We start from the raw sequence: 26,368 nt of genomic DNA on the forward strand, positions 1-26,368 counted from the left end.
CCAGGGATCCAGGTACCGGCCATGTCCGAACAGACAGAGAACAACCACGTCGTGCTCGAAGCACGCGGAGTCACCAAACACTTCGCCGTACGGCGCACGGGCCGCGACCTCGTCGCGGGCAGGCGCCGCAGCGTCCACGCCGTCGACGACGTCTCGCTGCAACTGCGGCGCGGGACCGTCACGGCGCTGGTGGGGGAGTCGGGCTCCGGTAAGTCGACCGTCGCCAGGCTGCTCGCCCAGCTGTACCCGCTCACCGCGGGCGAGATCCACCTGGGCGGGCAGGCGGTGAAGGCCGGACGTGGCCGGTCCTTCCGCGGTTACGTACGCCGGGTCCAGCTCATCTTCCAGGACCCGTTCGCCTCGCTGAACCCAGTGCACACCGTGCGCTACCACCTCACCCGCGCCCTGAAGATCCACGGCCGGGCGGGCACCGGCGAGGCGGAACTGGAACAGAACCTGACCGCTCTGCTGAACCGCGTCCAGCTGACTCCTCCTCATCAGTACCTGGACAAGTTCCCGCACGAGCTGTCGGGAGGTCAGCGCCAGCGCGTGGCCATCGCCCGCGCGCTCGGCGCCGACCCCCAGGTCCTCCTCGCCGACGAGCCCGTCTCGATGCTGGACGTCTCGATCCGGCTCGGGGTGCTCAATCTGCTCAAGGACCTCAAGGACCGCATGCACCTCGCGATCCTCTACATCACCCACGACATCGCGTCGGCCCGCTACTTCGCGGACTCCACGCTCGTCATGTACGCCGGCCGGATCGTCGAGGGCGGCGACAGCGAGACCGTCACCCAGCGCCCCGCCCACCCCTATACCCAGCTGCTGATCGCCTCGGCACCCGACCCCGACCGGGCCGTCGRCGAGGAGGAGCAGGAGGAGACCGGCAGCGGCGAGCCCCCCTCGCTCATCGATCCGCCGGCCGGCTGCCGCTTCCACCCCCGCTGCCCCAAGGCCATGGAGCGCTGCCGCACCGAGCTGCCGCCGCGCTTCGACCTGGCCGACGGCCAGTGGGCCGCCTGCTGGCTGTACGACCCGGCCGCCGGCGACACCGCCCCCGACGACCACGAGAAGAAGGAGGCTGCGAAGTGAAGTTCCTGCTCCAACGGCTCGCCTTCTACCTGGTCACCGCGTGGGCCGCGATCACCATCAACTTCCTCATCCCGCGGATGATGCCCGGCGACCCGGTGCAGTCCCTCATGGCCCGCTTCCAGGGACAGCTGGACACCAACGCCATCGCCTCGCTCCAGGCCCTCTTCGGCCTGGACAAGGACCAGTCGATCTGGCAGCAGTACACCGACTACTGGGGCCATCTGCTCGACGGCGACCTCGGCCTGTCCTTCACCTTCTTCCCGACCCCGGTGAGCGAGGTCATCGCCCAGTCGCTGCCGTGGACGCTCGCGCTCGTCGGCATCACCACGCTGATCAGCTTCGTGCTCGGCACCGGCATAGGGGTCTTCACCGGCTGGCGGCGCGGTTCCTGGATGGACAGCCTGCTGCCCGTCACCACGTTCATCTCCGCCATCCCGTACTTCTGGCTCGGCCTCATCGCCATCTCGCTGTTCGCCGTGAAGTGGCCGCTCTTCCCGGCCGCCGGCGGCTACGACAACTCGCTGGTGCCCGCCTTCGACTGGCCGTTCATCTCCAGCGCGCTCTACCACGGCGCGCTGCCGGGCCTCACGATCGTGCTCAGCGCGGTGGCCGGCTGGATCCTCGGCATGCGCAACATGATGGTGACGGTGTCGAGCGAGGACTACGTCATGGTCGCCCAGGCCAAGGGCCTCTCCGAGCGCCGGGTGATGTTCGGGTACGCCGCCCGCAACGCGATCCTCCCCAACATCTCCGGCTTCGCCCTCTCGCTCGGCTTCATCGTCGGCGGCACGCTCCTGGTGGAGATGGTCTTCTCCTACCCGGGCATCGGCTACCAGCTCTTCCAGGGCGTGGGCGCCAAGGACTACCCCCTCATGCAGGGCGTCTTCCTCATCATCACGCTCTCCGTCCTCGCGGCGAACCTCCTCGCCGACGTGCTCTACATGGTCCTCGACCCCCGTACCCGAAGGGAGGCGTAGGGCTCATGGCCGTCATCGCATCCGAGGCCGCCGTCCTCGACGCGTCCGAGACCCCGGCAGCCGGCAAGCGCAGGTTCCGCTTCCTGCGCGGCCGCAAGACCGTCGTCGGACTCTGCATCCTGCTGTTCTTCGTGCTGCTCGCCGTCATCGGCCCGTGGATCGCCCCGTACGACCCCGACACGATGAGCAACGAACTGCTCCAGCCGCCCTCCGGATCCCACTGGTTCGGCACCACGCAGACCGGTCAGGACGTGCTCTCGCAGATCCTCGTCGGCACCCGCGGCGTCCTCGTCGTCGGCTTCGTCGCCGGCATCATCGCCACGATCCTCTCCGTGCTGATCGGCGTCAGCGCCGGCTTCCTCGGCGGCACCGCCGACGAAGTGCTCTCGCTGCTGTCCAACGTCTTCCTCGTCATCCCCGGACTGCCTCTGATCATCATCATCGCCAGCTTCGTCTCCGACACGGGCGACCTCCTGATCGCCGCCGTCATCGCCCTCACCTCCTGGGCCTGGGGCGCCCGCGTGCTCCGCGCCCAGACGCTCTCGCTGCGCCGCCGCGACTACGTCGAGGCGGCCCGCGCCACCGGTGAGCCGACCTGGCGGATCATCTTCTTCGAGGTCATGCCGAACCTGACCGCCGTCATCGCCTCCGGCTTCGTCGGCACCGTCATCTTCGCGATCCTCTCCGAGATCACGCTCGCCTTCATCGGCGTCGCCGACATCTCCAACTGGAACTGGGGGACCGTCCTGTTCTGGGCGCAGTCCAACCAGGCCCTCGCCCAGGGCGCCTGGTGGTGGTTCGTCCCGGCCGGGCTCTGCATCGCGCTGCTCGGCATGTCGCTCGCCCTCATCAACTTCGGCATCGACGAGTTCGTCAACCCGCGCCTGCGCACCGAGACCGGCGGCTCCCGCAAGGTCCGCATGCGCGTCGGCTTCACGCCCGTGGCCCGTACCGGCACGTCCAAGAAGGAGCCCCGCCCATGAGCGAGCCCGTCCTCACCATCAGCGGCCTCAACGTGGACTACGGGACCGGTGATGACGCCGTACACGCGCTGCGGGACATCGACCTCACCCTCCACCGCGGCGAAGTCCTCGGTCTCGCGGGCGAGTCGGGCTCCGGCAAGTCCACCCTGGCCTACGCCGTCACCCGCCTGCTCTCCCCGCCCGGCGTGATCACCGGCGGCGAGGTCCACTACCACCAGCGCGACGGCCGGGCACTCGACCTGCTGACCCTGTCGGCGCCCGAACTGCGCGCCTTCCGCTGGCAGGAGCTGTCGATCGTCTTCCAGGGCGCGATGAACTCCCTCAACCCGGTGCACACGGTCCACAGCCAGCTCACCGACGTACTCCAGGCACACCGCCCGGAGATGAGGAAGAGCACACGCACCGCACGGGCCGAGGAACTCCTGCGTCTCGTCGGCATCTCCGCCGACCGGCTCGGCGCCTACCCGCACCAGCTCTCCGGCGGCATGCGCCAGCGCGTGATGATCGCGATGGCCCTCGCCCTGGAACCCGAGATCGTCATCATGGACGAGCCCACGACGGCGCTCGACGTCGTCATGCAGCGCCAGATCCTGCGCCAACTGGTCAAACTCCGCGAGGAACTCGGCTTCTCCGTCGTCTTCATCACGCACGACATCTCCCTCCTCATCGAGTTCTCCGACCGGATCGCGATCATGTACGGCGGCAGGATCGTCGAGGAGGCCGGCGCGGCCGACATCTACCGCGACCCCCGCCACCCGTACAGCGACGGACTGCTGCACTCCTTCCCCGCGCTGCACGGCCCCCGCCGCGAACTCAGCGGCATCCCGGGCTCGCCCCCGCACCTGTCCGCGATGCCGGCCGGCTGCGCCTTCCACCCCCGCTGCGCCAAGAAGGTCGAGGGCTGCGACACCCACGTCCCGGTGCTCGCGGCGCCGGACGGGGACGGCTCCCGCGCGGTGGCCTGCTGGCTCCACAAGGAAGCCCCGGCCCCGGCTGCCGCCCGCCCGTAGCGCCGTACGCCCCGCACACCACAGGAGAACCATGAACCCCGTCACCCCTCAGGCCTACGCCCGCGAGATCGCCGCCCTGGCCGTACCCGGTCTGCCCGCCGACTTCCGCTGGGGCGTCGCCACAGCCGCCTACCAGATCGAGGGAGCGGCGGCCGAGGACGGCCGGACGCCGTCGATCTGGGACACGTACTGCGGGGTGCCGGGCATGGTCGTCCGCGGCGAGAACGGTGACGTGGCCTGCGACCACTACCACCGGATGCCCGAGGACGTCTCGCTGATCGCCGGCCTGGGCGTCGACACGTACCGCTTCTCGCTGGCCTGGCCCCGCATTCAGCCGGGCGGCCGCGGGCCCGCCAACGCGAAGGGCCTGGACTTCTACAAGCGCCTGGTCGACGAGCTGGACGCCAAGGGCGTCACCCCGTGGATCACCCTCTACCACTGGGACCTGCCGCAGGAGCTGGAGGACGCGGGCGGCTGGCCCGCCCGTGACACCGCGTACCGCTTCGCGGAGTACGCCGCCCTCGCCTACGACGCACTGGGCGACCGGGTGAAGCACTGGACCACGCTGAACGAGCCGTGGTGCTCGGCGATGCTCGGCTACGCCTACGGCAACCAGGCCCCCGGCCGGAAGAACTTCGGCGAGGCGATCCACGCCGTCCACCATCTGCTGCTCGGCCACGGCCTCGCCTCGCAGTACCTGCGGGAGCAGGCCGCCGCACGCGGCAACGACCTCGAACTCGGCATCACCCTCAACCTGGGCACCGCGACGCCCGAGACCGACAGCCACGAGGACGCCGAGGCGGCCCGCCGCGCCGACGGACTCGGCGCCCGCCTCTACCTGGACCCGGTCGTCAAGGGCGCCTACCCCGAGGACATCGTCGCCGACCTCGCCGCCCAGGGCGTCGAACTCCCGGTCCAGGAAGGCGACCTGGCAGCCATCTCCACTCCGCTGGACGTCCTCGGCGTCAACTTCTACCGTGGCTCGCTCTTCTCCGGCGTGACCGAGGAGGGCGCGGTGCGGGGCGCCGACGGCCTGCCCGTCACCCGTGTCGTCGAGCGCGACCTGCCCCGTACCGCCATGGACTGGGAGATCACCCCCACCGCCCTCACCGACCTGCTCGTCCGTCTGGAGAAGGACTACGGCCTCCCGACGGTCATCACCGAGAACGGCGCCGCCTTCGACGACACCGTCTCCGCGGACGGCTCGATCCACGACGCCGACCGCACCACCTATCTCGCCGACCACATCGCCGCCGTCGCCGACGCCCGCGCCCAAGGGGCCGACGTCCGGGGGTACTTCGCCTGGTCGCTGATGGACAACTTCGAGTGGTCCTACGGCTACGACAAGCGATTCGGCATCGTCCGCGTCGACTACGACACGCAGGTGCGGACGCTCAAGGACAGCGCCAAGTGGTACCGCGAAACCATCCACCTCACCCGCAACGCGTAGCCGCGCCCGCGCGTGCGTGGCCGAGCCCTGTCCGACCCTGATCCGCCGGACCGGCCCGGCCRCGCMCGCGCGCGTGGCCGCGCGGACCCCATGGATACGAACGGGAGCCCCACCGTGCCCTCTCGTACGACTCTGGCAGCCACCACCGCCGCACTGATCGCCCTCGCCGCCCCCATGGCCTTCGCCGCCCCGGCCGCACCCCGGCCGGCGGCGCGGGCCGCGGCCTGGGACACCGACCGGGCGGCCGCCGCCCACGCCGCCGACCCCGGCTCCGTCACCGCCTCCGGCAGCGAGAACGAGGCCACCGGCCCGGGAGCCGCGGCGGACGGCGACGGCGCCACCCGCTGGTCCAGCGACTTCGCCGACGACGCCTGGATCCGGGTCGACCTCGGCTCGGTCATCCGGATCAGCCAGGTCACCCTGGACTGGGAGGCCGCCTACGGCAAGAGGTACGTCCTGGAGGTGTCCAGGAACGGCACCGACTGGACCCCCTTCTACACCGAGGACGACGGCACCGGCGGCAGCGTCACCGCACACACCTACCCGCAGGAGGTCACCGGCCGCTACGTCCGGATGCGCGGCATCCAGCGCGCCACCGCCTGGGGCTACTCCCTGTACTCCTTCAAGGTGTACGGAGGCGAGCAGGCCCCCGCCTCCACGACCCGGACCAACCTCGCCCTGAACCACCCCGCGTACGGCGACCTCTACCAGCACGCGGGCAATTCACCGGCCTACGTCACCGACGGCGGCTGGCCGGCCGACCTCAAGGCCGACCAGTCGCGCTGGTCCAGCGACTGGAACGCGGACCGCTGGGTCGGCGTCGACCTCGGCGCCACCTCCACGATCGACACGGTCGACCTGTACTGGGAGGCGGCCTACGCCGTCGACTACCGGATCCAGGTCTCCGACGACAACCGCACCTGGCGCACTGTCCACCAGCTCTCCGCCGCCGAGGTCGCCGCCCGCCGCGCCGACGTGAAGGCGCCGGGCGAGGCCGCCGGACGCCACGACACCATCACCCTGCCCACCCCCGCCACCGGCCGCTACGTCCGGATGCTGGGCGTGGAGCGCCGCTCCTTCTACAACCCCGCACCGTCCACCGCCCAGTTCGGCTACTCCCTCTACGAGTTCCAGGTCTGGGGCACCGGCGGCAGCGCCGACGCCGCCTACCCGGCCCTGCCCAAGGACCCCGGCGGGACGTACCGCACCACCTTCTTCGACGACTTCACCGGCTCGGGCCTGGACCGCTCCAAGTGGCGGGTGGTGCGCACCGGCACGGAGATGGGCCCCGTCAACGGCGAGTCGCAGGCCTACGTCGACTCGACGGACAACATCCGCACCGAGAACGGCGCCCTCGTCCTGGAGTCGAAGTACTGCAAGGCGTGCACCCCCACGCCGGGCGGAACCTTCGACTTCACCTCCGGCCGGGTCGACACCAACACCACGTTCGACTTCACGTACGGCAAGGTCAGCGCCCGCATGAAGCTGCCGGTCGGCGACGGCTTCTGGCCCGCCTTCTGGATGCTCGGCAGCGACGTCGACGACCCGTCCGTCTCGTGGCCCGGCTCGGGCGAGACGGACATCATGGAGAACATCGGCTACGGCGACTGGACCAGCTCCGCCCTGCACGGCCCCGGCTACTCGGCCGACGGCAACATCGGCAAGCAGCAGACCTACCCGGACGGCGGCCGCGCCGACGCGTGGCACACCTACGGCGTCGAGTGGACGCCCGAAGGCATGACGTTCACCGTCGACGACCGGGTCGTCCAGACGACCTCCCGGCAGAAGCTCGAATCCACCCGCGGCCAGTGGGTCTTCGACCACAACCAGTACGTGATCCTCAACCTGGCCCTCGGCGGGGCGTACCCCGCGGGCTGGAACAAGGTCACCACGCCCTACTGGGGCCTCCCGCAGTCCAGCGTCGACCGCATCGCGCAGGGCGGCGTCAAGGCGGAGATCGACTGGGTGCGCGTCGAGCAGAAGAAGTAGCCCGCCGGCGGAAGAAGACCACCGGACCACCACCCCCCGCACCTCCAGGTCACACCCCTACCCGCGCGCGGCACAGCGTCCACACCGCCGTGCCGCGCGCGGCCACCGCACCGAGGAGCCGCACATGCCACCCCGCACCCGTCACCGGGCGAGACCCGCGACCGCCGCACTGGCCGCCGCGACCGTCCTCGCCGGCCTGCTCGCCGGCGCCGTTCCCAGCGCGGCGGCGCCCGTCGCCGCCGACGAACCCGCCCCGGTCGCCATCGACCGCTTCGAGGGCGAGGTTCCCTTCGCCAACCAGCCCGCCGAGGGCATCTTCACCTGGGGCGGCGACGCCGACGATCCGCCCACCCTGGCGCTGAAGGAACGCACGGACGCCCCCGAGGGCGCCAAGGTCCTCGAAGGCTCCTACGACATCAGCGGCTACGGGGGGCTCAGCCACGACTACGCGGCCGATCAGCCCGCCCACGACTGGTCCGCCCACAAGGGCATCCGCTTCTGGTGGTACGGCCAGAACACCGCGCCCCTGCCGCCCGGTTCGGGCAAGAAGATCAGCTTCGAGATCAAGGACGGCGGCGCCCACGGCGAGGCCTCCGAACTGTGGACCACCTCCTTCACCGACGACTGGGAGGGCTGGCACCAGGTCGAGATCCCCTTCGCCGACTTCACCTACCGCGGCGACTACCAGCCCGTCGGCGGCATCGACCAGGTCCTCGGCCTCGACGAGATGTGGGGCTACGCCCTTACCCTGCCGCCCGGCGGCCCCGGCACGTTCGCCATCGACGGCATGGAGCTGTACGGGAAGGCCGACGCCGCCCTGAAGGCGAGCGTCGTCACCGACGCGGCCGTGCACCCCGTCACGCAGGGCGAGACCGCCGGCATCGACCTCTCCGTCTCCACGACCGGTTCGCTCCCGCTCGACGAGCCCGTCACCGTCGCGTACGAGACGAAGGGCGGAAGCGGGGCGTCCGGCACCGACTACACGCCGGTCAGCGGTACGTACACCTTCCCCGCGGGCACCGCCTCCGGCACCACGCACCGGGTCTCCGTCACCACGAAGAAGATCACCGGAGCCGCCTCCGCGAAGACGGTCCCGCTCGAACTCACCGTCACCGGCGCCAAGCCGCCGAAGGAGAACCCGCAGGTCGTCATCGACGCCCACGGGCTGCCGTACCAGAACCCGAAGCTGCCGGTGAAGCAGCGGGTCGCCGACCTGCTCGCCCGGATGTCGCCCGCCGAGAAGGCCGGCCAGATGACGCAGGCCGAGCGCAACGCGCTCAGCTCGCAGGGCGACATCGCCACCTACGACCTCGGCTCGCTGCTCTCCGGCGGCGGTTCCGTCCCCACGCCCAACACGCCCGCCGCGTGGGCGAAGATGGTCGACTCCTACCAACTGCGCGCCCGGGCGACCCGGTTCCAGATCCCGTTGATCTACGGCGTGGACGCGGTGCACGGCCACAACAACGTGATCGGCTCGACGATCATGCCGCACAACGTCGGACTCGGCGCGACCCGCGACCCGAAGACCGTCGAGAAGACCGGCGCCGTCACCGCGAACGAGGTGCGCGCGACCGGCATCCCGTGGGACTTCGCCCCCTGCCTCTGCGTCTCGCGCGACGACCGCTGGGGCCGCGCCTACGAGGCGTACGGCGAGGACCCGGCCCTCGTCGAGTCGCTGGAGACCGTGATCCAGGGCATGCAGGGCGCCGCGTCCGGGAAGGACCTGGACCGCAACGACAAGGTGCTGGCCACCGCCAAGCACTACGTCGGCGACGGCGGCACGGAGTACGGCTCCTCGACCACCGGTTCCTACCCCATCGACCAGGGCATCACGAAGGTCACCCGGCAGGAGCTCGAAGCCGTCCACCTCGCGCCGTTCGACGACGCCGTCAAGCGCGGGGTCGGCACGGTCATGCCGTCGTACTCCTCGCTCGACATCCTCGGGGACGACGAGGGCCCGGTGAAGATGCACGCCAACGCCGCGATGATCAACGGTGTGCTGAAGGACCGGATGGGCTTCGAGGGCTTCGTCATCAGCGACTGGCAGGCGATCGACCAGATCCCCGGCGACTACGCGAGCGACGTCCGTACCTCGGTCAACGCAGGACTCGACATGATCATGGTGCCGACGGCGTACAAGGACTTCACGAGGACGCTCCAGGACGAGGTCACCGCGGGCCGCATCACCCGGGCCCGGATCGATGACGCCGTCACCCGCATCCTGACGCAGAAGTTCAGGCTGGGCCTCTTCGAGAAGCCGTACGCCGACACGTCCAACCTCGACAAGGTCGGGTCCGCCGAACACCGCGCCGTGGCCCGCGAGGCCGCCGCCAAGTCCCAGGTGCTGCTGAAGAACGACGGCGGCGTGCTGCCGCTGAGGTCCACGCAGAAGGTGTACGTCGCCGGCTCCAACGCCGACGACATCGGCAACCAGGCCGGCGGCTGGACCGTCAGCTGGCAGGGCTCGTCCGGCAACATCACCCCGGGCACCACGATCCTGTCGGCCATGAAGAAGGACGCCGCCTCGGTCACGTACTCCAAGGACGCCTCGGCCGCCACGGACGGATACGACGTCGGTGTCGTGGTCGTCGGCGAGACCCCGTACGCGGAGGGCATCGGCGACGTCGGCAACGGCCACGACCTGGAGCTGTCCGCCGCCGACAAGGCCGCGGTCGACAAGGTCTGCGCCGCGATGAAGTGCGCCGTCCTGATCGTCTCGGGCCGCCCGCAGCTCATCGGCGACCGGCTCGACGGCATCGACGCCCTGGTGGCCTCCTGGCTGCCGGGCACCGAGGGCGACGGTGTGGCCGACGTGCTCTTCGGCAAGCGCGCCTTCACCGGACAGCTTCCGGTGACCTGGCCGAAGTCCGAGGCGCAGCTGCCCATCAACGTGGGCGACGCGGCGTACGACCCGCAGTTCCCGTACGGCTGGGGCCTCACCACGCTGAAGAAGCCCCCGGCCGGCGGCGAGCTGACGCTCGGCGCGCTCGCGCTGGCCGCCCAGGTCGCGGAGCGGACCGGCCTCGGCCGGACGGACGTGGGCCGGACCATCGTCGGCCAGGCCCGGCTGCTGGTCCAGCAGAAGACCGGCGGGAAGGTGACGGAAGCGGTGGCCAAGCCGTTCGCCGACGCCGACCACCTGCTGCTCACCGGTGACCTGACCGGTGCGGTGGCGAAGCTGAGGGCGGCGTACCGGGCCGCCTGACGCGTGCGGGCGGGCGGCGAGGGCAGCCGCCCGCCCGCGTTTTACACTCTTTTGGGTTAGCTTGGAACCATGCGGAACAGGTCGTTCCCCACGTTCATGGTCCCGGCGTTCCTCGCGGGACTCCTCCTTCTGCTGTCGGCGGCCGCCCTGCTCCTGGCCCCCGCGGCGACCGGCGCGGCCACGGCCGCGACCACTGCCTCTACTGCCTCTACTGCCTCCACGGTGGACGAGGTGGCCCAGGCGCTGCGCAAGAGCCCCGTCTACGTCGATCCGGCAGCGGCCGGCCAGCTCTCCCGGGGGCAGGCCGACGCCCTGACGAAGAAGATCAAGGACGCGGACAAGCCGGTCTTCGTGGCCGTGCTGCCGCAGAGCGCCGCCTTCCCCGAGGACAGCGTGCTCCGCACCCTGCGCACCGATACCGGAATCACCGGCGTCTACGCGATCCGCCTCGGCGACGGCTTCAACGCGGGCGCCGACCCGCAGGTCATGTCGCAGCAGGCGGTCCGGAACCTCACCGCGGCCGTGAAGACCCCCGGCGCGGACACCTCCGCCGCGACCCAGCTGAACGCGTTCGTCGACCGGGCCGTCGAGCAGGCCCGGGGCAGCGCCCCCAGCTCCTGGGGCGGCACCTCGTCCGACAGCGGTTCGGCAGGAGCCGGGCTGATCGTCCTGGGCGCGGTGGTGGTCGCGGGCGGCGCGGTCGCCTACACGATCGTGCGCCGCAACCGGAAGCGCAAGGAGGCCGAGGAGCAGGCCGCGCTGGACAAGCTCCGGGTCGTCGTGGACGAGGACATCACGGCCTACGGCGAGACCCTGGACCGGCTCGACTTCCATCCCGCGGAGCCGGGCGCCGACGACACGATGCGCGCCGACTACGAACGCGCCCTCGACTCCTACGAGAGCGCGAAGTCCCGGATGGCGCAGGCCCGGCACCCGTCCGACGTGCGCGGGGTGACCCAGGCCCTGGAGGACGGCCGCTACTCGCTCGCGGTCCTGGATGCCCGCCGCTCGGGCGGKGAGCTCMCCGCCCGCCGCCCGCCCTGCTTCTTCGACCCGCGCCACGGGCCCTCGGTCGCCGACGTCCACTGGACGCCGTCGGGCGGCACGGCCCGCGAGGTCCCCGTCTGCGGCGCCGACGAGATACGGCTGCGCAGCGGCGAGGACCCGATGAGCCGCACCGTCGACATGGGCGACGGCAGCCGGCGCCCGTACTGGGAGGCAGGACCGGCCTACGGCCCCTGGGCGGGCGGCTACTTCGGCGGCGGCCTGCTCCCGGGTCTGCTGGTGGGCACGATGCTCGGCTCGATGCTCTCCACACCGGCGTACGCGGCGGAGTACGGCGGCGGCGACTTCGGCGGTGGCGACTTCTCCGGCGGCGACTTCTCCGGTTCCGACTTCGACTCGTCCGGCTTCGGCGGCGGCTTCGGCGACGGGGGAGGCGGCGGATTCGGTGACGGTGGCGGCTTCGGCGGGGGCGGCGACTTCGGCGGCGGCAGTTTCTGAGCACGCGCCGTCTGAGCACGCGCCGTCTGAGCGCGCCGTCTGAGCGCGCGCCTTCTGAGTACGCGGTGAAGTGCCGTCGGCCTGAGTACGCGGTGAAGTGGCGCCGGTCCGGTCCGGCCGAAGGCCCCGCGACGGTCCACGGACCGKCGCGGGGCCTTCGGCGTCAGCCCGGGCGGCGCGCCACCTGGAGGAGCGTGCCGCGATCAGCCGTCGATCTCGTACTGGCCGACCGTCCGGAAGTGGCGCAGGGCCTCCGGGCTGCCGTCGTCCAGGACGGTCTGGATGGCGGCGTACATGGCGTCGCTGATGTCCGGGTCCGCGAGCATGCGGACGATGTAGACCGAGTCGTCCTCGGCCTGGGCGAGTCGGTAGCCCGTCCATCGGAAGGAGCTCAGGGCTTCGGGGGTGCGGGCGTCGAGGGTGTCGTTGGCCGCCCGTATCACCCTCTTGTCCCCGTTCTGCGTGGCGGCGCCGAGGATGCGCAGGACCGCCACGGTGTCGTCCTCGGCCTGGGCCAGGGCGTACCCCGTCTCCAGGAAGGCACGCAGGGCTTCGGGGGCGCGGGTGTCGAGGAGGTTGTCGGCCTCCCGCATCACCCTCTTGTCCCCGTTCTGCGTGGCCACGCCGAGGATGCGCAGGACGGAGACGGTGTCGTCCTCGGCCTGGGCCGTGCGACAGCCCGTCTCCAGGAACGCGCGCAGGGTGTCCACCGTGCCGCCGAGCGCCTCGTTCGCCTCGCGCAGGACGCCCTTGCCGGCGTTCACGTCCGCGAGGACGCCCTGGATCGCGGCCCGGAGTTCGGCCTCGGTCATCTCGTCGACGGGGGTACCGGTGCCGGACGGGACGGCAGGACAGGCCGTGGCCGGTGTGGGTGTCACGGGCGTGGTGGACAGGGCGGATGCGGCCGGCGCGGGCGCGCCGGCGGCGAGGGCCGGGGCGGCGAAGAGGAGAGCGGGCGTCAGGGCGGCTGCGGCAACCAGCAGTGCGGCGCGGGTCGGTCTCATGGGTGTGCCTCCAGGCTCGTGTGTCCGTCGGGATGAAGGATCCACGTGGTGCATACGGAGATCAACAGCCCTCGGCGGCAAGGAACTGACGGCAACTGTTGCCGGGCCCGCTCCTGTTGCGGAGATCCGGTATCGGCGGCCGGCCCGAAAGGCACCGCGATGGTGCGCGATGACTTTCGGGCGGCATGGCAGTCTCACTTCCCATACACCTGAACCGCGGTCCACGAGGAGAGAGAGCCACATGCGCATCGTCATCAGCGAGTTCATCAGCCTGGACGGCGTCGTACAGGCGCCGGGCGGTGCCGAGGAGGACACGGACGGCGGCTTCGCGCACGGCGGCTGGTCGCACCCGTTCTTCGACCCGGAGGTGGTGGGCGGCGCCTTCGACGACGCGATGAGCTCGGCCGAGGCGCTGCTCTTCGGCCGCCGCACCTGGCAGACCATGGCTGCGGCGTGGCCCGGGCGGGCGGGCGATCCGTTCGCCGACCGGATGAACGCGATCGCGAAGTACGTCGTGACGGACACCCTGGGCGACGACGATCTGACGTGGAACAACACCGCGCGCGTCCCCGGCAAGCAGTTCGCCGAACGGATTCGGGAACTGCGCGCGAAGGACGGCGGGAACCTGCTGGTCATGGGCAGCCCCACGCTCGTACGCAGCCTGCTCGGCGAGGGGCTCGTGGACGAACTCCGGCTCGTGATCATGCCCGTGCTGCTCGGCGGCGGGAAGTCGATCTTCCCGGCGGACGGGGGGCTGCGCACCCTGGAACTGGTCGCGCACGCCACCAGTGACGCGGGCGTGCGGGTGTGCACGTACCGGACGGCGGCGGCGAAGGACTGAAGGTGGGAAAGGGAAAGGGGTGCGGGGCCGCGGCCCCGCACCCCTTGATGACGTGTGCCCGGGGTCAGCGGCGACCGGTGTGCGCGCGCTCGAAGGCGGCGAAGGCCGTCTCCTGGCGCCACTGGGTCGCGGCCTTCGGGTTGTCGCCGAGGTAGCGGGCGCAGCGCGCGCCCGGGTGAGCGTCGCCGGGCCGGCTGCCGGCGCAGGCGGCGACGGTGCGGTAGCCGGAGGGCGCGGAGCCGGCGGCCCACAGGCTGCGGCCGTCGCGGAAGGCGTACTCCAGCGAGGCGCGGGCCAGGTCCTTCAGCTCGGTGTAGCCGAGGTCGTACGTCTGCGCGGCGTACTGGTACTCGTGGCTGATGTTGATCCGCGAGACACCCGGGTCGTCCGTGGACAGGACGACGGGGACGCCGTAGCGGCGGTACGCGTTGAACGGGTGGTCGTCGCCCGCGATGCCAAGGATCTGCTTGTTGCTGGAAAACGGCACCTCGACCGCGACCTGGCGCCGTGCCATGGTCCGGGCGAGCCGCCGCCAGTCGTCCTCGTGGACCAGGTCGACGCCGTGCCCGATGCGTTCGGCGCCGGCGACGAGGACGGCCTCGCGGATGTGGAAGGTCAGGTCCTCGGGCTTGACCAGGCCGGGGGCCAGTTCACCGGCGTGCAGGGTGAGATGGGCGTCCGGGTACTGGCCGCGCAGGTACTGCAGCATCCGCATCTGGAGGCTGTAGTTGCTCAGCGAGCTGTCCCAGTCCTCGGGCTGGACGAGGTTGACCGCGACGAACCTCGGATCGCGCTCGGCCAGCCGCAGGCCGATCGCCATCTGCGTGAACACCCGCGCCGGGGAGCTTCCCCGGGAGACCTGGGAGACCCAGCGGACGGGCAGGCGGCAGCCCGGGTCGGGGCGGTTCGTGTCGCAGTGTGCGGTGGCCCGGAACTGCGCGTTGGCGTCATCGGCCTCCTTGACCGCCTCGTTCACGACCCGGTCGAGCTGCCCGCCGGCGAGGAGCTTGCGGTGGAAGGCGGCCAGGTCGGCGTCGTAACCCACCGCGTCGGCAAGCTTCTTGGCGCTGTCCGAGGCCGGGGTGACCATGGTCTCCAGATAGAACTGGTTCTGCTTCACCACGGTGTTGGCCACATCGGCCAGGAGCTTGCCGCGGTCCCACGTCGCCAGGCCGAACTTGCCGAACGTGTCGAAGAAGTGGTCGTGCCCGGACTGGTCGGCCGGGAAGTCCTGCATGGACCAGGCCCGGATGATCCGCTGCCGGAAATCCGCGTCCGTCCGCGCGTCGGCCGCGGGCCGCGTGCCCGTGGCGCAGGGCGGCGCGACGGCCGTCATCGTCGCGTCGATGCACAGGCCCCGCTCGATCGCGAGCTGGATCAGATACTCCGTCGAGGCAGCACCCGACAGATGGTTGTGCAGATCGCCGCCCTTGGGCAGCGCTTCGAAGAACGCCTTCAGCCGCTCGGGCCTGCCCTGCGAGGCGTTGAGGTACGCGGCGGTCCCGCGCTCGGCGGCCGTCACCTCGCGGGGCGAGGTGAACCCGGCGGCCGAGGGCGACGCGTCGTTGCCCGGCGCGGCCTCGGCGGGGAGCGCCGGGAGCAGCGTCAGTACGGCGAGTGAGCCGAGCCCGGCCAGGAGCGGGTACTTGGGACGGCGTGCCGTCCGGATGGTTGAGGTCACCGCCGAATGATCGCGTCGGTTCCGATGGATATCACCCGAATCGCGGCCGGGACCGGACACGTCCACTCGATCGAGTGGGGGGACCGCCTCGTCTTCACCCTCCCTACGTGACCGCCGACGTGCACACCGCCAGGGTCCCGGAGTGCCAGGACCCTGGATGAACAGCGACGCGCCCTCGCCGGAGCCCCGGCAGCGCCGCCACCCTCGCCTCGTGGGCTGCGGCGCTCCGCCCCGGCGGGCGGCGGCTCCTGATCGTGGCGAAGGAGGGGACCGGTGACGGGGTGGTCGACGATCTACTCGGCAGCGGTCTGCGCGTGTACGGGGCGGAGTTCACCGCGGACGAGCTCCGTGCGGCCGCCGGGGAGGCGGGCTTCCGCGTCGACGACTGCGCAGTCCGGGAGGCGCGCGATGACGAGATCCGGACGCGTCGCATCTGTCCGGTGGCGACGCGCGGCACGGCCTGAGCCCGGACGTGCGCACATCGATGCGGAAACTTCTTTCACGCGCCGGTCGTTTGCGCAGCTCATCGGGACATAGGGAGGTCTGGACCACTAACGGAGAACGAAAACTATTTACCGCGCGTGCGCTCCTGTGGCTGACTATGTCGTGTTCCCGACAACTGGACGCGCGTAGAACGTCGCGGAATCACATCCCCCCACAAGCAGGAGGCCACCCATGTTCCCCAGGAGCATCTCCGTCAAGTCCGCCCAGAGACTCACCGTGGCCGGCGTCGTCGCCACGAGTGCCGCGTTACTCCTCGGTCTGATGTCCGGCACCGCGTCGGCGACGCCCGTTCCGGACAACCCCGTGCCGTACGGCAAGGGGTACATGGGTGTGGGCTACCTCCAGGACGGCAGGGACTTCAAGCCCGACACCCGCCAACCGCACCTCGGGGCGCAGGCGGACGCCAACCTCAAGGCGAACCCCGAGGGCATCGACGTCTCCGGCTGGCAGGGCGGAATCAACTGGAGCTCGGTGCGCGGCGCGGGCATCGAGTTCTCCTGGATGAAGGCCACCGAGGGCCTGACGTACAAGGACTCGACGTTCAGTGCCAACTACCTGAACGCGTACAACGCCGGGGTCATCCGGGGTGCCTACCACTTCGCCCGGCCGGACGTCTCCGGAGGCGCGGCCCAGGCGGACTTCTTCGCGAGCAACGGCGGCGCCTGGTCCCGGGACAACCTCACGCTTCCCGGCGTGCTGGACATCGAGGGCACCTGCTACGGCTACTCCCAGGCGAGCATGCGGCAGTGGGTCCTCGACTTCTACAACAGGTACAAGGCCCGCACCGGCCGTGACGTCGTGATCTACACCAGTCCGAGCTGGTGGAACACCTGCACCGGCGGCTGGAGCGGCATGTCCGCCCTCAGCCCGCTGTGGGTGGCGAACTGGACCACCGGAACCCCCAGCATCCCCTCGGGCTTCCCCTACTACACGGTCTGGCAGTACACCTCGACCGGCGCGGTGAACGGTGTCTCGGGCAACGTCGACCGCGACCGGTTCAGCGGTGACCGCTCCCGCCTGCTGGCGCTGGCCAACAACACCGCGTGACGCCGGACACCGGACGAGGATGACCCTGCCGGGGCCCGGTCCCGCGCGAGGTGGCGGGCCGGAGCGGCCGTAACCGGCTGCTCCGGTCCGCCACCCTGCCGGGGTCCGGCCCGGTTCCACGACAGTTCGCGAAGGAGTACGTCATGGGCTCGACCCCACCCCTCAGCAGGCGCGGCGCCCTCATCGCCGGAGCCGCGGCCCTGGCCGGCGGGCTGGCACCGACGGCCGGTCAGGCGGCGGCCGTACGCGCGCCCGAGGGCGCCGGCCCCCGGGCTGCGGCCCTGACCCCGCAGCAGCGCGCCGCGCAGTGCGTCATCCACTCCTACGCCGGGCTCACGCCGCCCGCCTCCCTGATGAACGCCATCGAGGAAGGGCGCACGGCCGGTGTGATCTTCTTCGGCGAGAACATCGAGAACCTGAGCCAGATCGAGAGCGTCGTCCGGTCGATGAACGCGGCGCACGCCTCGTCCCCCGTGCGGGCCCCGCTGCTCCTGATGACGGACCAGGAGGGCGGGGTCGTCCGCCGCCTGCCGGGGGAGCCCGTCATGTCCGCCAAGGACGTCGGCGCCTCCGCCGACCCGGTGCGGTGGGCCGGCTTCACCGGCAGCGGTGCGGGGATGAACCTCGCGGGTGTCGGCATGAACGTCAACCTCGCCCCGGTCCTCGACGTCTACCGCAAGAACGGCGACTTCACCGACCAGTACGAGCGGTCCTACAGCAAGTCCGCCGCCGCGGTCGCCAGTTGCGGATCGGTCTTCATCACCGCCCAGCAGAGCGCCGGTGTCGCCGCCACAGCCAAGCACTTCCCCGGCCTCGGTCCCGCGTCGGCAAGCCAGAACACGGACCTCCGCCCCGTCACCCTCACCACCTCCGCGGCCACCCTGCGCAGCGTGGACGAGGCGCCGTACCGGGACGCCGTCGCGGCCGGCGTCAAGCTCGTCATGCTGTCCTGGGCCGTCTACACCGCCCTGGACGCCGACCGGCCCGCCGGTCTCTCCCCGGCGGTCGTCGCCGAGCTGCGCGACCGGCTCGGCTACACCGGCGTCACCATCACCGACGCCCTGGAGGCCGGCGCCCTCCAGTCCTTCGGCGGTACGTCGCAGCGCGCCGTGGCGGCAGCGGCCGCGGGGATGGACCTGGTGCTCTGCTCGTCCCGCAGCGTCTCCCAGGGCGACGAGGCGGTGGCGGCCCTGAGCGACGCACTGGCGTCCGGCGCGCTCGACGGCGCGGACTTCGACGCCGCCGCCGCGCGCGTCAACGTGCTGCGGGCCGGGCTGTGACACGCGGACCACCGCGTCGCCCCGCCGGACGTTGGACACTGTTCCAGAGCTCGCCCTCGCGCCAGCTCTCGTCGCCCGCCTCCCGCAAGGTGACGCGTCGTCCGGGCCGGTCGAGGAATCCGTGGTCGATCATCCGAAGAGACGACTGATCGCGGTTCAGTGACCCGTGAACGATGCCGGTCACAGCCCGGGGCCTGCCTTCTCCTCCGGCCCTCGACCGGTCGGCCGCTCGCGCCCCCAGGCGGCCAGCGGCCGGAGCGCGTCGTTGAGACGTCTCCCGTCCTCGGTCAGCGAGTACTCGACGCGAGGCGGCACCTCGTCGTAGGAGACGCGGTGCACGACACCGTCCGCTTCCAGCTCACGCATGTGAGAGGCCAGCACCTTCTCGGTGATCCCCGGAATCAGCCGACGCAGCTCGCCGAAGCGACGGCAGGGGTGCTCGTGGAGCGCCCAGAGGATCAGCACCTTCCACTTGCCGCCGATCACCTCCATCGCGGTGTCGATCCCGCAGACGTGTCCGGCTGGTGCGCCCGGCCGGTTCAGCGTTGTCATGCCCCACCCTTCCGACGTGCTTGCTCACCTCGGGGTAACCACCCACTGTCAAGTGCGTACTTGATCGCCCTCGGAGCTGCGACCAGCCTAATCGGCATGGCACTGAACACTGTTGAGAAGACTCCCGTCACGCTGCTGGGCCTCGGCGCGATGGGCACCGCGATGGCCCGTACCTGGCTTGCCGCCGGCCACCCGCTCACCGTCTGGAACCGCACCCCGGCCCGCGCAACGGCGCTGGCCGCCGAGGGGGCAAGGGCCGCGGACACCGCCGGTGAGGCGGTCGCGGCGAACACCCTGGTCGTCGTCTGCCTGTTGGACGACGCCTCGGTCGACAAGGTGCTGGCCGGCACCGACCCGGCCGGCAAGGACCTGGTCAACCTGACCACCAGCACCCCTGCCCAGGCCCGCGCCCGCGCCGAGTGGGCCCGCGAGCGAGGCGCCCGCTACCTGGACGGCGGGATCATGGCCGTCCCTCCGATGATCGGAGTCCCGGAAGCCGGCGGCTACGTCTTCTACAGCGGCTCGCCAGAGTTGTTCGAGCGGCACCAGCAGACCCTGGGCGTCCCGGCCGGCACGACCTACGTCGGCGAGGACGCGGGATTCGCGGCCCTGCACGACGTGGCCCTGCTCAGCGCCATGTACGGGATGTTCGCCGGGTCCGCGCACGCCTTCGCCCTGATCCGCAAGGAGGACATCGACCCCGCGGCGCTCGCCCCGCTGCTCGCCGACTGGCTCGTCGCGATGGCTCCGGCAGTTCACCGGACCGCCGACCAGTTGCGGAGCGGTGACCACACCAAAGGTGTCGTCTCCAACCTGGCCATGCAGGTGGCCGGCACGCCGACCTTCCTGAGCACTGCCGAGCAGCAGGGAGTCAGCCCCGAACTGCTCAGGCCCTACTTCGAGCTGATGCGGCGCCGCCTGGCCGAGGGCAGCGGCGAGGAGGACCTGACGGGTGTGATCGACCTGCTGCTGCACTGACCGGCCACGTGCCGCCCCGGACGCGGCCGTGCTGGTCTCGGAGCCGGTTTGCTGCTCCGGCAAGGAAGTTTGCCGAATCCGGACCGGGCCCGCACCATCTTCCGTAGATGGAGGTGTTTCGCATGAGCGACATGACGCAGACGTACGACGTAGTGGTGATCGGCGGCGGGGCCGCCGGTCTGAGCGGGGCGTTGTCCCTGGCGCGGGCCCGGCGTTCCGTGCTGGTGATCGACGCGGGCAGCCCGCGCAACGCACCCGCGTCCCACGTGCACAACTACCTGGGCCGGGAGGGCACCCCGCCCTCGGAGCTGGTGGCCATCGGCCGCAAGGAGGTGGCCGGGTACGGTGCCGAGATCGTCGAAGGCGAGGTCACATCGGCCGAGAAGCTGCAGGGCGGGGCCGGATTCCGTGTCGTACGGGGGGACAAAACCGCCGTGACGGCGCGCCGCCTGCTCGTCACCACCGGGCTCGTCGACGAGCTGCCGCCGATCCCCGGCCTGGCCGGGCGCTGGGGGCGGGACGTGCTGCACTGCCCGTACTGCCACGGCTGGGAGGTCCGGGACGCGGCGATCGGCATCGTGGCGCTGACACCGATGGCGGTGCACCAGGCGCTCCTCTGGAGGCAGTGGAGCGCCGACGTCACCCTCTTCCTGCACAACGGGCCCGAGCCGGACGACGAGGAGTACGAGCAGCTGGCGGCGCGGGGCATCGCCGTGGTGGACGGGGGGGTCACCGGGGTCGAGACGGACGACGGCCGTCTCACCGGCGTACGGCTGGCCGGTGGCCGGGTCGTTCCGCGCGACGCCGTCGTGGTCCAGCCGCGGTTCACGGCGCGTTCCGGGGTGCTCGACGGCCTCGGGCTGCGCGCCACGCCGCTGGAGATGGGCGGGCACACCCTCGGCACGTACATCGCGGCCGACCCGACCGGGGCGACGGAGGTGCCCGGCGTGTGGGCGGCCGGTAACGTCGCCAGCCTGATGGACCAGGTCATCGGCGCCGCCGCCGCGGGGCTGAAGGCCGGCGCTGCCATCAACGCCGACCTCGTCACCGAGGACACCGGCCGCGCGGTCGAGGCCCGCCGCGCGCCCTTCTCGGCGGAGGCCGAGCGCCAGGTCTGCGAGAAGACCCTCGGACACCGCCGTCACGGACTCCAGGAGACACGATGACCCACGACAGCACCGACGCCGCAGCCTCCGACGCCGAGCTCTGGGACGAGCGCTACCGCGAGAGCCACCGGATCTGGAGCGGGAATCCCAACACCGCCCTCGTCCGGGAGGTGGAGGGCCTGAAGCCGGGACGCGCCCTGGACCTCGGGTGCGGCGAAGGAGCGGACGCGGTCTGGCTCGCCCGCCTGGGCTGGCGCGTCACCGCCACCGACATCTCGCGCGTCGCTCTGGACCGGGCCGCCGAGCACGGGGCCGAGGCGGGGGTCGAGGACCGTATCGACTGGCAGTTCCACGACCTCGGGGTCTCCTTCCCGGACGGGGAGTACGACCTGGTCTCCGCGCAGTTCCTGCACTCCATGGGCGACCTGCCGCGCGAGCAGATCCTGCGCCGGGCCGCAGCGGCGGTGGCTCCCGGCGGCGTGCTCCTGATCGTGGGGCACGCCGGCTTCCCGCCCTGGGAGCACGACCACGCGGACATGGAGCTCCCGACTACGGACGAGGTGCTCGCCGCCCTCGAACTGCCCGAAGGCGCATGGGACGTCCTGCTCAGCGCGGAGCACGAGCGGGTCCAGCACGGCCCGGACGGCACGCCCGTCACCCGCACGGACAACGCGCTGAAGGTGCGCCGCCGTTGAAACGGGGATGAGCCGCGCCGGAAGCCATTCGGGTCAATCTCCGGTGCGCGGCGGTAGCCGACGTCGCGCACCGGGGAGGGCCTCTGGCCTGACGGCGAGGTGCGGGAGGACGCGTGGTGAACGGAACAGCGGAGCCGAACGGGGGCGTCGACGCGGATGACCTGTACGGCCGGATCGACGAACTGGCCCGGCACGTCGAGCAGGATGTCATCGGCTGGCGCCACCACCTGCACCAGCACCCGGAGCTGTCCAACCGGGAGGTGAACACCGCCCGCTTCATCACCGAGCGCCTCCGGGCCCTCGGGCTGGACGAGGTGCGGACCGGTATCGCCGGGCACGGGGTGGTGGGGGTCCTCCGGGGCGGCCTGCCCGGTGAGCGGGTGATCGCGCTGCGGGCGGACTTCGACGCCCTGCCGGTCAAGGAGGCCTCGGGGGTGGACTTCGCCTCCACCGTGGTCGACGAGGACTATCCCGGCGGACCGTTCCCGGTCGCGCACGCGTGCGGTCACGACTGCCACACCGCGATGCTGCTGGGCGCGGCCTCGGTTCTGGCGCAGGTGCGCGACCGTCTCGCGGGAACGGTCCTGCTGGTGTTCCAGCCCGCCGAGGAAGGGCCGCCGGTCGACACCGACGGCACGGTGGAGAAGGGCGGGGCCCAGCAGATGGAGGACGAGGGCGCCCTGGCGGACCCCCGGCCGACCATGGTCTACGGCATGCACGTGGCGCCGCTGCCGAAGAACTGCGTCGGCTACCGGACGGGCAATCCGTTCGGCGCCTCCTGCATGATCAAGATCGTGGTGTCGGGCAAGCAGGTGCACGGTTCGACGCCGTGGGAGGGCGTGGATCCGATGCCGCCCGCCGCGGAGATCATCACCGCCACCGGCCAGCTGTACCGGCAGATCAGCGCCTTCGACCCGATCACCGTCACCATCGGACACGTCCAGGACGTGGGCCGCTTCAACATCGTCGGGGAGCGGGTGACCCTGCTCGGCACGATCCGCTGTGCGGCCGAGTCCGACATGGAACGGGTGCAGGGGCTCGTGCGCCGCACCGCCGAGCACATCGCCCAGGCGTACGGCTGTGCCGCACGGACGGACTTCCTCCAGGACGTGCCCGCCGTCCACAACGAACCGGCCTGGGTCGAGGCGGCACTGCCCACGCTGGAGCGGGTGGCGGGCCCGGACCGGATCATGAACACCCCGCCCACCCTGGGCTACGACGACGTATCGGTGTTCGTGAACAAGTACGGCGGACTGTACGTGGTGCTGGGCTGCCAGGACCTGGAGTTCACCGACGGGGAGCCCCGGCCGGTTCCCGGCGGGCGGGGGGTGGTGTTCAATCACAACCCGGCCTTCTACGCGGACGACTCGGTCCTGGTCACCGGGGTCCGGCTCCACGCCAACATCGCGGTCGATCACCTGTCCGGGAAGATCTCCGCTGGAGGGTGAGGCGACCGGCCTCCCACCGGTGCGCCGCGCCCACGAGGCAGGTCGCCCGTGACCGCGGGGCAGCCCGGGACGCGGCTCCCGCGAGCCGAACCCCGTTCCGCGGAGGGGCGATTGAAGCGGAGCCGCCGGCCCGCGAGCCGCTCCCGGAAGGCCGCTCATTCAGGCCGTGATCTGACCTATATGACTTCTAACGTGGTCCTTGCCCGCGCGACAGGAACGACAGAAGGCAGCGATCATGACCGTCAGCGAGACGACCACCCGCGACGTGGCCGAGACCCCGGCGCTCACCGGCGAGCGCGCCGACCTGCTGGAGATGCTGGCCAAGCACCGGCACTTCCTCCGCTTCACCACCCGTGACCTCACTGACGAGCAGGCCGGGCTGCGCACCACGGTGAGCGAGCTGTGTCTGGGCGGTCTCATCAAGCACGTCACCAGTGCCGAACGGGGCTGGGCCGGCTTCATCGTGGAAGGCCCCTCGGCCATGCCGGACTTCACCGCGATGACCGAAGCCGACTGGGCGCGGCGGGCCGACGAGATGCGCATGCTGCCCGGCGAGACGCTGGCCGGAGTGCTGGACGCCTACGAGGACGCCGCCCGCCGGACGGACGAACTGGTGGCCACCCTGCCCGACCTGGATGCCACCCAGCCGCTGCCCAGGGCCCCGTGGTTCGAGGGTGCGGCGCACTGGTCGGCGCGCCGGGTGCTCATGCACATCATGACCGAGACCGCCCAGCACGCCGGCCACGCCGACATCATCCGGGAATCGATCGACGGCGCGAAGAGCATGGGCTGACCTGGACGGGCCGTTGCCCGGCGGGCAGCCGAACCGCAGCGCCCCGCGGGGAGCGGACCTCCGCCAAGGCCCGGGCGCCGCGGCGGAGCCGGGCCGCCGGGAGCCGGCCGTGGCAACGGACGCGTCGCTGTGCGGCTGCGGGCTCGCAGCGGTGGTCGGTGCGCGAGCGTCGCCGAACGGGCCCGGTGGTCGCCGGTGTGACGACAGAATGCGCCCATGGAAGCTGAAGTCGCCGCGCTGCTCGGTGCTGCCGTCGGGTCGCTCGCCACACTCGGCGCGGCGTTCGTGACCGGGCGCGCCGCCGCGCGTTCGCAGTTCGACCAGTGGCGCAGACAGCACCGCAGGGACGCGTGTCTGTCCTACCTCGGCGCCCTGCACGACCGTGATATCGCGATGGACGCGATATGGGAGGCGCTGCGGCCGAGCGCTCCCGACCTGGCGCAGGTCGACGAGCGGGTGGGGCGCTTCGTCGGTCTGGCGCGCGAGGTGCACCGCGCGGCCGAGGTCGTCCTCGTCGAGGGGCCGCCGGTTCTGGTGAAGGCGGCCGGCCGGGTCGGCAGGGCGTCCGGTGATCTCTCCGATGTCATGCGGCGGATGGTGCGGGACGCCCACGCGGCCGACACCGCTCGCAAGGCGGCGGACGCCGCCCTCGCCGCCCAGCGGGAACAGGCCCTCCACGAGGCGGTGAAACGCTTCCGCTCGGTGGCGGCCGAGGTCTTGGACAAGCCGCGCTGACGGCGCCGCCGCACACGCCGAGCGCCCGCCGTCCTCCCCGGAAGGGGCGGAAGGCGGGCGCGCTCGGTGCGGGGTGTCCCCGGCAGGCCGGCCTGCGGGACCGGGTGTCCCGGGGGATCAGGCCTGCGGGGCGGCGGCCTTGATCGCGGAGATGTCGAAGTTCAGCTTGACCTTGTCACTGACCATCACGCCGCCGGTCTCCAGCGCCGCGTTCCACGTCAGGCCCCAGTCGGAGCGCAGGATGTCCGCGCTGCCCTCGAAGCCGACGCGCTCGTTGCCGTAGACGTCCGTCGCGGAGCCGTTGAACTCCAGGTCGATGGCGAGCGGGCGGGTGACGTCCTTGATGGTGAGGTCGCCGGTGACGCGGTACTTGTCGCCGCCCAGCTGCTCGGCTGCGGTCGAGCGGAAGGTCATGAGGGGGAACTTCTCGGCGTCGAAGAAGTCGCCGCTGACCAGGTGACCGTCGCGGTCGGCGATGCCGGTGTCCACGCTGGCGATCTTGACGTCGATCGAGGCGGCGGAGTTGGCCGGGTCGCTGCCGTCCAGCTTCAGGCTGCCCTCGTGCTCACCGAAGGAGCCGCGCACATTGGTGACCATCGCGTGACGGACGGTGAAGCCGATGCTGCTGTGGGCCGGGTCGATCGTGTAGTCGCCGGTGAGGGCGGCCAGGGCCGGGTCGACGGCGACGGTGGTGGCGGCGGGGGCGTCGTTGTTCTTGCGGTTGAACAGAGCCATGGCTCCTCCTCGGGGACGTGATCGAGCGGGGCTCGAAGTAGTTGTTTAACCTTCAACGAGATTCACTGTAGACCCATCTTGTTCAAAGTTCAACATCTGCGGTCCCGACTGTTACGGAAGGCGGCGCGGCGCGGCCGCGTGTTCACGCGACCGTCACCGCATGCCCTCTGGCGGACGCGCGTAGAACTCGGGCAGTATTTTCCTGCCCCATTGTCATGCACAGGAGGAGTCCCTCATGGTGTCCCGTATGACGCTGCGCCCCGTCCTGACCGCCCTCGCCCTCGTGCTCGGCGTCCTCTTCGCCCCCGGAATCGGCGTCGTCGCCGGGACAACGGACGCCTACGCCGTCACCAAGCTCACCCACAGCCAGGCGACCGCCAGATTCAGCTCGTCCGGCATCACCTGGTCGTCCTCCGGCGGCTGCTCCAACCGCAATGTGTCCACCTGTACGTCGTTCGACCAGCTCAACCTGGCGACCGCCCAGGGTGCCCAGACCCTCAAGAGCGCCACGGGCTGCGCGCTCAACATCACCGGCGGCACCGAGACCGGGCACGCCAGTGGCACGTACTCGCACTGGAACGGCTACAAGCTCGACTTCGGCAAGACCACCTGTCTCACCAACTACGTGCACGGCGTGTTCAGTTACATCGGTGTACGCGGCGACGGCGCGCCCCAGTACAAGTCCGGCTCGGGCAACGTCTACGCGGACGAGGGCAACCACTGGGACGTCACGTACTACAACTGCGGCGGCTGCTGACCCGCG

General features: G+C 71.2%; 23 protein-coding genes. 19 read left to right on the forward strand and 4 right to left on the reverse strand.

The annotated features are described in order from the left end of the window. The first annotated feature begins 21 nt into the window (after positions 1-21). The 8 genes from EAO72_RS34610 (at position 22) to EAO72_RS34645 (ending at position 12,206) form a co-directional block, all read left to right on the forward strand. Positions 22-1,089: an ABC transporter ATP-binding protein gene (locus EAO72_RS34610; protein ID WP_148020995.1), complete on the forward strand. Its 1,068-nt coding sequence runs from the start codon at positions 22-24 to the stop codon at positions 1,087-1,089. Beyond that, on the forward strand, positions 1,086-2,066 hold the full coding sequence (locus tag EAO72_RS34615; RefSeq protein ID WP_148020996.1) for an ABC transporter permease: 981 nt from the start codon (positions 1,086-1,088) through the stop codon (positions 2,064-2,066). The genes EAO72_RS34610 and EAO72_RS34615 overlap by 4 nt, the downstream gene beginning before the upstream one ends. Before the next feature lie 5 nt (positions 2,067-2,071). Continuing rightward, positions 2,072-3,049, forward strand: coding sequence for an ABC transporter permease (locus tag EAO72_RS34620; RefSeq protein ID WP_148020997.1), 978 nt, complete (start codon positions 2,072-2,074; stop codon positions 3,047-3,049). Beyond that, entirely contained in the window at positions 3,046-4,059 is a 1,014-nt protein-coding gene (locus EAO72_RS34625) for an ABC transporter ATP-binding protein (protein WP_148020998.1), read from the forward strand. The genes EAO72_RS34620 and EAO72_RS34625 overlap by 4 nt, the downstream gene beginning before the upstream one ends. Positions 4,060-4,090: 31 nt before the next feature. After that, a complete protein-coding gene (locus tag EAO72_RS34630; protein ID WP_148020999.1) occupies positions 4,091-5,509 on the forward strand; it encodes a GH1 family beta-glucosidase in 1,419 nt (472 codons plus the stop codon). Positions 5,510-5,623: 114 nt separating this feature from the next. Next, on the forward strand, positions 5,624-7,498 hold the full coding sequence (locus EAO72_RS34635) for a discoidin domain-containing protein (protein ID WP_148021000.1): 1,875 nt from the start codon (positions 5,624-5,626) through the stop codon (positions 7,496-7,498). Between the two features lie 124 nt (positions 7,499-7,622). Continuing rightward, positions 7,623-10,703: a glycoside hydrolase family 3 protein gene (locus EAO72_RS34640; protein WP_148021001.1), complete on the forward strand. Its 3,081-nt coding sequence runs from the start codon at positions 7,623-7,625 to the stop codon at positions 10,701-10,703. 69 nt (positions 10,704-10,772) lie between these two features. After that, positions 10,773-12,206, forward strand: coding sequence for a hypothetical protein (locus tag EAO72_RS34645; protein ID WP_148021002.1), 1,434 nt, complete (start codon positions 10,773-10,775; stop codon positions 12,204-12,206). 203 nt (positions 12,207-12,409) lie between these two features. Here EAO72_RS34645 and EAO72_RS34650 read toward each other — a convergent pair whose 3' ends face one another. After that, complete coding sequence (locus EAO72_RS34650; protein ID WP_148021003.1) at positions 12,410-13,210, reverse strand: ALF repeat-containing protein; 801 nt, start codon at positions 13,208-13,210, stop codon at positions 12,410-12,412. Between the two features lie 241 nt (positions 13,211-13,451). Between EAO72_RS34650 and EAO72_RS34655 the strand changes: the two genes are divergently transcribed. Next, the gene (locus EAO72_RS34655; protein ID WP_148021004.1) at positions 13,452-14,051 is read left to right on the forward strand and encodes a dihydrofolate reductase family protein; all 600 of its coding nucleotides are present in this window, start codon (positions 13,452-13,454) and stop codon (positions 14,049-14,051) included. Positions 14,052-14,115: 64 nt separating this feature from the next. Here the strand turns inward: EAO72_RS34655 and EAO72_RS34660 are convergent, their stop codons facing one another. Further along, positions 14,116-15,732, reverse strand: coding sequence for an adenosine deaminase family protein (locus tag EAO72_RS34660; protein ID WP_148021005.1), 1,617 nt, complete (start codon positions 15,730-15,732; stop codon positions 14,116-14,118). A gap of 254 nt (positions 15,733-15,986) precedes the next feature. On the opposite strand from EAO72_RS34660, the gene EAO72_RS34665 reads away from it, so the two are divergent. The 3 genes from EAO72_RS34665 (at position 15,987) to EAO72_RS34675 (ending at position 18,563) form a co-directional block, all read left to right on the forward strand. Next, positions 15,987-16,196 carry a hypothetical protein gene (locus tag EAO72_RS34665; protein WP_187285310.1) on the forward strand — a complete coding sequence of 70 codons (210 nt, stop codon included), beginning with the start codon at positions 15,987-15,989 and terminating at the stop codon, positions 16,194-16,196. Positions 16,197-16,407: 211 nt separating this feature from the next. Then, positions 16,408-17,283, forward strand: coding sequence for a GH25 family lysozyme (locus EAO72_RS34670; RefSeq protein ID WP_148021006.1), 876 nt, complete (start codon positions 16,408-16,410; stop codon positions 17,281-17,283). 143 nt (positions 17,284-17,426) lie between these two features. Next, entirely contained in the window at positions 17,427-18,563 is a 1,137-nt protein-coding gene (locus EAO72_RS34675) for a glycoside hydrolase family 3 N-terminal domain-containing protein (protein ID WP_148021007.1), read from the forward strand. Between the two features lie 180 nt (positions 18,564-18,743). Here the strand turns inward: EAO72_RS34675 and EAO72_RS34680 are convergent, their stop codons facing one another. After that, on the reverse strand, positions 18,744-19,115 hold the full coding sequence (locus tag EAO72_RS34680; RefSeq protein WP_148021008.1) for a winged helix-turn-helix transcriptional regulator: 372 nt from the start codon (positions 19,113-19,115) through the stop codon (positions 18,744-18,746). Positions 19,116-19,211: 96 nt separating this feature from the next. Between EAO72_RS34680 and EAO72_RS34685 the strand changes: the two genes are divergently transcribed. From EAO72_RS34685 to EAO72_RS34710, 6 genes are all read left to right on the forward strand, one after another. Then, on the forward strand, positions 19,212-20,093 hold the full coding sequence (locus EAO72_RS34685) for an NAD(P)-dependent oxidoreductase (protein WP_148021009.1): 882 nt from the start codon (positions 19,212-19,214) through the stop codon (positions 20,091-20,093). A gap of 122 nt (positions 20,094-20,215) precedes the next feature. Then, positions 20,216-21,259, forward strand: a complete 1,044-nt coding sequence (locus EAO72_RS34690; RefSeq protein WP_148021010.1) for an NAD(P)/FAD-dependent oxidoreductase — start codon at positions 20,216-20,218, stop codon at positions 21,257-21,259. Further along, positions 21,256-21,894 carry an SAM-dependent methyltransferase gene (locus tag EAO72_RS34695; RefSeq protein WP_148021011.1) on the forward strand — a complete coding sequence of 213 codons (639 nt, stop codon included), beginning with the start codon at positions 21,256-21,258 and terminating at the stop codon, positions 21,892-21,894. Before EAO72_RS34690 ends, EAO72_RS34695 begins: the two co-directional genes overlap by 4 nt. A 116-nt stretch (positions 21,895-22,010) precedes the next feature. Next, positions 22,011-23,342, forward strand: a complete 1,332-nt coding sequence (locus tag EAO72_RS34700; protein WP_148021012.1) for a M20 metallopeptidase family protein — start codon at positions 22,011-22,013, stop codon at positions 23,340-23,342. A gap of 235 nt (positions 23,343-23,577) precedes the next feature. After that, a complete protein-coding gene (locus tag EAO72_RS34705) occupies positions 23,578-24,135 on the forward strand; it encodes a DinB family protein (RefSeq protein WP_148021013.1) in 558 nt (185 codons plus the stop codon). 216 nt (positions 24,136-24,351) lie between these two features. Then, positions 24,352-24,870: a proline dehydrogenase gene (locus EAO72_RS34710; RefSeq protein WP_148021014.1), complete on the forward strand. Its 519-nt coding sequence runs from the start codon at positions 24,352-24,354 to the stop codon at positions 24,868-24,870. Positions 24,871-24,987: 117 nt separating this feature from the next. Here EAO72_RS34710 and EAO72_RS34715 read toward each other — a convergent pair whose 3' ends face one another. Continuing rightward, positions 24,988-25,605, reverse strand: coding sequence for a YceI family protein (locus EAO72_RS34715; RefSeq protein WP_148021015.1), 618 nt, complete (start codon positions 25,603-25,605; stop codon positions 24,988-24,990). 235 nt (positions 25,606-25,840) lie between these two features. On the opposite strand from EAO72_RS34715, the gene EAO72_RS34720 reads away from it, so the two are divergent. After that, complete coding sequence (locus EAO72_RS34720; RefSeq protein WP_148021016.1) at positions 25,841-26,362, forward strand: hypothetical protein; 522 nt, start codon at positions 25,841-25,843, stop codon at positions 26,360-26,362. Positions 26,363-26,368 lie beyond the last annotated feature (6 nt).

It is taken from the genome of Streptomyces sp. OR43 (genome assembly GCF_008042275.1).
GTDB lineage: Bacteria > Actinomycetota > Actinomycetes > Streptomycetales > Streptomycetaceae > Streptomyces.